The sequence below is a fragment of the Caminibacter sp. genome (genome assembly GCF_053999135.1).
Window position 1 is genome coordinate 1 of record NZ_JBMXVQ010000082.1, and the last position, 6,334, is coordinate 6,334.

The window sequence follows — 6,334 nt, forward strand, 5'->3', positions numbered from 1 at the left end:
TTCCTTTTAAAGGATTATAACACAAAAAATTAGCAGATAATAAATTTTTTCTTATTATAAGAAAAAATGATAACTTGTTATAATTTTCATCAAAAAGGCAGGACATGAAAGCCGGATTTGTTTTAAAACCTAAAAATACGATAAATTTAAAATCAGTATTTTTAAAAATCAAAAAAATTTTTGAAAAAAAGGGTATAGAAGTCTTGCTCGATAGCGTTTCAGCAAAAGCTATAGGGCTTTTGGGAGTAGAGTTTGATGAAATGTGCAAAGAATCAGATTTTTTAGTGGCTTTGGGAGGAGATGGAACCCTTATTTCCCTTGCCAGAAGGGCTTATAAATATGATAAACCGGTTCTTGGTATTAATGCCGGAAATCTTGGTTTTTTAACAGATATAAATCCTGAAAATATAGAAGAGTTTTTGGATGATTTTCTTAAAGAAAATTATAGGATTGACAAAAGAATGGTTATTGAAATAGAATATGGAAATAAATTTTTATATGCTTTTAACGATGTTGTTATCAGTAAAGACATAATTTCTTCAATGATACATATAAAAGTTGATACAAATGAAAGTTTTTTAAACACTTATCATGGAGACGGGCTTATTATTTCGACTCCTACAGGTTCTACGGCATATAATTTAAGTGCAGGAGGGCCGGTTGTATATCCTCTTACAGAAAGTTTTATATTAACACCTATTTGTCCTCATTCACTTACACAAAGACCGCTTATATTGCCGAGTAATTTTGAACTAGAACTTGAAGTAAAAGAAAAAACGGCAAAATTAATAATTGACGGACAGGAAATTTATAATATAAAAGATAAAATAAAAATAAAAAAAGCCAAAAAACCGGCAAAACTTATTCATAGAATAGAAAGAAATTATTTTAAGGTTTTGAGAGAAAAACTAAACTGGGGAGAGAGCAAGTGATTGAGAGGGTTTATCTCAAAGAATATGTGACGTTTGAGGAAGTAGAGCTTGAGTTTAGCGAAGTTGAGCTTGAATTTAGTAAAGGTCTTATTGTTTTTACGGGACCTAGCGGTGCTGGAAAATCGGTTTTAATGAGGGGAATTTTATCTATTTTCGGATATTTTGACGTAAATGCAAAAATAAGTGAAGCTGTGGTGGATAATGATTTGGATTTGGAAAAATATGGAATAGAAAAAGAGGATATAACTATTTTTAGGCAGGTTAAAAAGAATAAAAGCCGTTATTTTATCAACGACCAGGCTGTTAGCAAAAAAACGGTTAGGAAAATAGCCGATGAATTTGTTAATTATCTTTCTTTACGAGAAATAAGGGAGTTTGAAAGTAATAATATTATTTTCGTATTGGATAAAATGGTTGAAGAGAAAGATTATTATGTTAATTTAGAAAAATACAAATATACATTTCAAAAATATAAAACACTAAAAAAGAAAATAGAAGAAATCAAACAAAAAGAAAAAAACGCCGCTGAGAGGATTGAATTTTTAAAATACGAACTTAACAAAATAGAAACCATTAATCCCAAAGAGGGTGAGTTTGAGGAATTAATGAAAATAAAAAAAGATTTAAGCAAAATAGAAAAGATAAAAGAAAAGGCTCAGGATGTGGAGAGAATTTTTGAACTTGAAAACGGGGTTTATGAATTTTTGGATATGATAGAAGAGGATAGCGAATTTTTTTCAAACGCTATGAACGAACTGAGAATAGCAATAGATAAGGCATATGAAAAAGCTTCTTTTTTGGAGAGTGTGAATATAGAAGAAGTTTTAAACAGACTCTCGGATTTGCAGGAACTTATCAGAAGATTTGGTTCTATTGAAGAAACTCTTAATTATTACCGAGAGAAAAAAAATGAGCTTGAACTGCTTGAAAATCTTACGTTTGAAAAAGAGGAAATAGAAAAAGAAACATTGTTGCTTGAGGAAAAATTAAAAGATATGGCTCAATATCTGCACCGTTACAGAATAAAAAGTGCGCAGAAATTTGAAAAAAAATTAAATGTTTATTTGTCTAAATTGTATATGCCTTCTTGCAGGGTTGAAGTTATTTTGGAAGATAGTTTTAAAGAAAACGGAATGGACAGGGCAGAAATTATAGTTAACGATATTGATATAAACACCATTTCTACTGGCGAATTTAACAGATTAAGGGTTGCATTGTTAGCAAGTACTTTGGAATTTGAAGAAAATGAAAAAACTCTTTTTTTAGATGAAATAGATGCTAATCTTAGTGGTGAAGAGAGTATGAGTGTAGCAGAAGTACTTAAATTTTTAAGTCAAAAATATCAAGTATTTGCAATTTCTCACCAACCTCAGCTCGCAAGCAAAGCGGATAAACATTTTTTGGTAACAAAACATGAAAATAAATCCTTTGTTAAAGAACTGAATAAAGATGAAAGAGTAGAAGAAATAGCAAGAATTATAGGTGGCAGGGAAAAATCGGAAAAAGCTTTAGAATATGCGGAAGAAATGCTGAAAAATTAAAATTTTTTGTTATAATTTCATCACTACTGCCTGCGGCGGTGGTGGAATTGGTAGACACGCAAGGTTGAGGGCCTTGTGGGCGTTAGCCCGTGAGGGTTCGAGTCCCTCCCGCCGCACCATTATAAAACATCATAAAGCCCCATAACTTCATTATTTTAACTAACTTTATAAAGCGAAAAGTAACCTCTTAAAGTAACCCTTGAACCTTTTTGTATTCATCTTTTAAGATATTAAAATATGTTATCATTTTTTAATAAGCACTTAATAATTGTTTTTTGACGTCTTCGTCTGGTACATAAACAACCTCAATCAAATCTTTGTCGTATATTTTAATAAGTTCAAGGCTATCGCTCACCCAGTATATTTTATGCCTTTTCGTTACAGTAACGTTTTTGCTTAAATAAATAAAATGCTCCTGTAATTTGATAAGCTCGTCCAACACTTCAAAGAATCTATTTAAAAATTTTTTACTATTAATTTTATCCAGCTCTTTCATTTCTTTCCTTAGCTCGTTTATATTCCCTTTTTTAACGGAAAATTCCTGCCAATTTTGCCCCGCCCAGTCAATAGATTCCGTGAAATTTTTAACAAGTTCTAACATCTCGTCCACTTTTTTGATATAATTATCAAAAGAGCTTTTAAAAGCTCTTTTCCCTACTTGTTTTAAAAATCTATTCTGATTTAATGTATCGTACAATATTTTTAACTCGTGCTTATGTTGCTTAATAAAACTAATCGCCGTATAATGTAAAAATCTGTTTCTTTTGCTTATGTTTCCATTGAATCTTTGAAAAATATCCTTAATGTTTTTTCGCAATTGTTTATATTTACGAATGTAACTATTATTGAAAACCTCAGTTAAATTAAAGGCTTTTTCAAGCGTCCACTGCTCTTTTACCACAAAATATTCTGCTTCGTACTCGCTCCCAAGCAAATTTTCAAATACATCCCATATTTGATTTTCGACTTCGATGTCCTCAGGAAGTTCTACATTTTTATACACTAAATAATCAGTTATATTAAGAATTTTTTCGTACCTGTTTATCCACTCTCCATTGTTAAAGACAATCCTTATATCTGGACTCTTCAATGTCTTCTATATAATAAGGAAGAATTTTTTCAAAATCCTTTCGCTTCAGAAAGGTGTGGCTATGCGTAAATAAACGGATTCTATTCGCTTTTCTCCAGCCGTCCAAAACATACATATCCTCTTCATTTTCAGATAACATCATTTTTCTCAAATATTTTAAAAGGTACCCGCTTCCCTTACTTTTATCTTCCAAAACTTCAAAGTCGTATTGCTTCCCCAATCCAAATTGTTCTCTTATACGGTGAAATTTTGCTTCAAACATTTCGAGTAAAAACTCCGGTAAAAATACCACAGCGTGTTTATGCACCGTATAATCTTTATGATATTCATTAATACTAATATACGGAATCTCTTCTAAACTTTTATTCGTTTCTTTTTTCTTAAAATATCTTGTTAACTCTCGGAAAGCTTTTTGTAATATTTTATATCCGTCTCTAATGGTAAGCTCAGGATTATATTTTGGATTCCATTCACGTTTTCCTGTTTTTGTAGTAGTCGGATGATATTCAGATGGTAATGTATAAGTTAAAAAAACTGGTACCAAGCCTTTTTTTTCGGCAACTTTATTAATATAATCGCTTACACCTTTATAATACCTATAATCCAGCTCAGCTTTCTTTTTTAAAGAAAAGCTCATCCCGACAAATTCGTTCATATCAAGCATTCTAAGCACGTGCTTATCCAAATAGTTTTTTGTGTTTTGTTCCCTTTCCTTTGCGATTCTAATAAACTCATCTCTCAAATAACTCAAATAAGATTCCACGCTACCAAAACGTTGCTTAACGGATTCTTTACACGTGTTACAATTATAAAACTCTTTTTTTTCACCATCACCAAGTTTAATTTTACCTTCTTTAATTTTCTTTATTATGGGTAAATGTGTTTTTTTAAAAGTATTAACTTCGGTGAACTGCCCCGCTACGAATGCCTTACTGGGGAAGCCCGCTCCCGCCTTTTTATTTTTACTACCCCCAACGATAGCCTCGCTTTTAGTTGAAAACGACGCACTTCGGACGCCACGCCCTGTGGCCACCTTTTTGTTGTAACGCGGGGCAAAAAAAAAGCACATCAGCTCTCGTTGGGACATATATTTATTAATAGTCAAGGGGGTTTTTGAATTCGCACTCATAATAGCTCCTTTGCTTTTATTTCTCATTATAATATTTTCTTTTTTCGCAAAAAAGCCCGTTGTCAAACTATTTGACAACCTAAAATTTTTCTTTTATAATATTTCCTTTTTAAAAGGAAAACATTAAAAAGGGACTAAAATCCGGGGGCATTGAACTTTACGTTATGCTTACGTTCAATCTGTTTTTCAACTTGCTTTTCCCGCTCATTCAGTTTTTTATAGTTACCAAATTCTTGCTTATAATATTTTTCAAGTTCCGTCCGAGCTTTATTGTATAGTGTAGTGTAATATTCGATTTTCGCTTTTAGTACACTATTCGCTTTTTCTTTTAATTCATTGAACTTATCTTTGAACTCTCTTAATTTATCTCTTAAATTTTTGTTTTCTTCTTTTAACGTTTTATTCTCTTTTTTTAGGCGTTCATTTTCTTCCAATACTTTTATAACATCAATGGATTCCGTGCGGCATACAGTATTAATTATTTTAACCGCTACGTCCTTTTGCAGAACTTCCTCTTTTCCAAAAAGCCCCTTTTCCTCTTTGTGTTCCTCGATTAATTTTTTCGCTCTTTTTTTTATTCTTTCCTTTATTTCTGTTTCAAAACTATTTAGTTTTAAAACGGCTTCTTGTAAGTCTTTTGCTTTAAGTAGCTTTTTGATTTCGCTTAATGCTTTGTAGTCCTCCTGACTAAATTCCTTTTCCCCCTCAAGCCCAACATTAAATTTTTTCATTTCCTCCCGGATATGTTTAATCTGTTCTTCAAGTTCCTTTTTACTAACTTTTAACCCTTCGATTTCGCTGTCTTTCTCAATAAGTTTCTTTTTAAGCTCAACTACTTCTGCGTTTTTTATCTTCATAGCCTCTTTATACTCATAAGTATTAAGTCTTTTTCTTTTAGTTTTCCGAACGTCTTTTCCGCGTTCCATATTAAGCGTTTCTGCCGTTAAATTTTGAAGTTTACGCAACTTTTTTTTTGTAAGTTTTCGGCGAACGCTCCGTCCCTCATCATCTAAACCACTCATTAAAATATGAGCGTGTTGGTTTATGTGTTTTTTACCATTTTCATCTATATGCCCCTCATCCCGATGGACGGCAATTTGTAATATTCTCGTCCCGAGTTCTTCTTCAAGTTTTCTGCCGAGCCGTTGTAAATCATACAGAGTTGTATCAGGCTTAATATTTACGACAGCACTTAAAAGCGTCACAGCTTTTTTTTGTAGCTTTTGTCCTGTGCGTTCTGTATATTTTTTCGCACGTTCGTCCGTAATCTTTTTGTAAAGTTCCAATGCTTCTTTTGCCGTTTTATCGTACAAAACTTCACCATCCTTGAATATACTATTCTTCGTCGGTTTTTCTCTCGAATTATGGAAAAATTCACCCACGTGTCCTTTCTCAATATGTATACTTGCTATGTTTGCCATCGTAACTCCTTGATTGCTTTCCGAGCTTGCGAGGACGCACACACACCGCCGAGGTGTGTAGTGCGTACGCACTACACACCCACTCACAAGTTCGTGTGTGTTTCGTGCTTCGTCGCTCTTAATATATTTATATCTTTTGAAAACTTTATTTTATTTTTTATACGTCCCGGGAAGAAGAAAAGGGGCAATAGGGGAAAGAAAAGATTAAGCGCTGTAAGGTG

General features: G+C 32.5%; 5 protein-coding genes and 1 tRNA gene. 3 read left to right on the forward strand and 3 right to left on the reverse strand.

Annotation, left to right across the window (positions count from 1 at the left end; genetic code table 11):
* Positions 1 to 104: 104 nt before the first annotated feature.
* The 3 genes from ACXJH6_RS06385 to ACXJH6_RS06395 all read left to right on the forward strand — a co-directional run bounded on the left by ACXJH6_RS06385 (position 105) and on the right by ACXJH6_RS06395 (position 2,592).
* Entirely contained in the window at positions 105 to 932 is an 828-nt protein-coding gene (locus ACXJH6_RS06385) for an NAD(+)/NADH kinase (protein ID WP_456470925.1), read from the forward strand.
* Positions 929 to 2,473 carry an AAA family ATPase gene (locus ACXJH6_RS06390; protein WP_456470926.1) on the forward strand — a complete coding sequence of 515 codons (1,545 nt, stop codon included), beginning with the start codon at positions 929 to 931 and terminating at the stop codon, positions 2,471 to 2,473. The genes ACXJH6_RS06385 and ACXJH6_RS06390 overlap by 4 nt, the downstream gene beginning before the upstream one ends.
* Before the next feature lie 32 nt (positions 2,474 to 2,505).
* Positions 2,506 to 2,592: transfer RNA gene (locus tag ACXJH6_RS06395), tRNA-Leu, on the forward strand.
* 131 nt (positions 2,593 to 2,723) lie between these two features.
* On the opposite strand, the gene ACXJH6_RS06400 is transcribed toward ACXJH6_RS06395, so the two are convergent.
* The 3 genes from ACXJH6_RS06400 to ACXJH6_RS06410 all read right to left on the reverse strand — a co-directional run bounded on the left by ACXJH6_RS06400 (position 2,724) and on the right by ACXJH6_RS06410 (position 6,113).
* On the reverse strand, positions 2,724 to 3,563 hold the full coding sequence (locus ACXJH6_RS06400) for a hypothetical protein (RefSeq protein WP_456470927.1): 840 nt from the start codon (positions 3,561 to 3,563) through the stop codon (positions 2,724 to 2,726).
* The gene (locus ACXJH6_RS06405; protein ID WP_456470928.1) at positions 3,532 to 4,692 is read right to left on the reverse strand and encodes a replication endonuclease; all 1,161 of its coding nucleotides are present in this window, start codon (positions 4,690 to 4,692) and stop codon (positions 3,532 to 3,534) included. Before ACXJH6_RS06405 ends, ACXJH6_RS06400 begins: the two co-directional genes overlap by 32 nt.
* A 134-nt stretch (positions 4,693 to 4,826) precedes the next feature.
* Positions 4,827 to 6,113: a coiled-coil domain-containing protein gene (locus ACXJH6_RS06410; protein ID WP_456470929.1), complete on the reverse strand. Its 1,287-nt coding sequence runs from the start codon at positions 6,111 to 6,113 to the stop codon at positions 4,827 to 4,829.
* Between the last annotated feature and the right edge of the window lie 221 nt (positions 6,114 to 6,334).

Coding starts and splice junctions, on each gene's coding strand:
- ACXJH6_RS06405 (WP_456470928.1), bottom strand. CDS start 4,692: ATGAGTGCGAATTCAAAAACCCCCTTGACTATTAATAAATATATGTCC.
- ACXJH6_RS06385 (WP_456470925.1), top strand. CDS start 105: ATGAAAGCCGGATTTGTTTTAAAACCTAAAAATACGATAAATTTAAAA.
- ACXJH6_RS06410 (WP_456470929.1), bottom strand. CDS start 6,113: ATGGCAAACATAGCAAGTATACATATTGAGAAAGGACACGTGGGTGAA.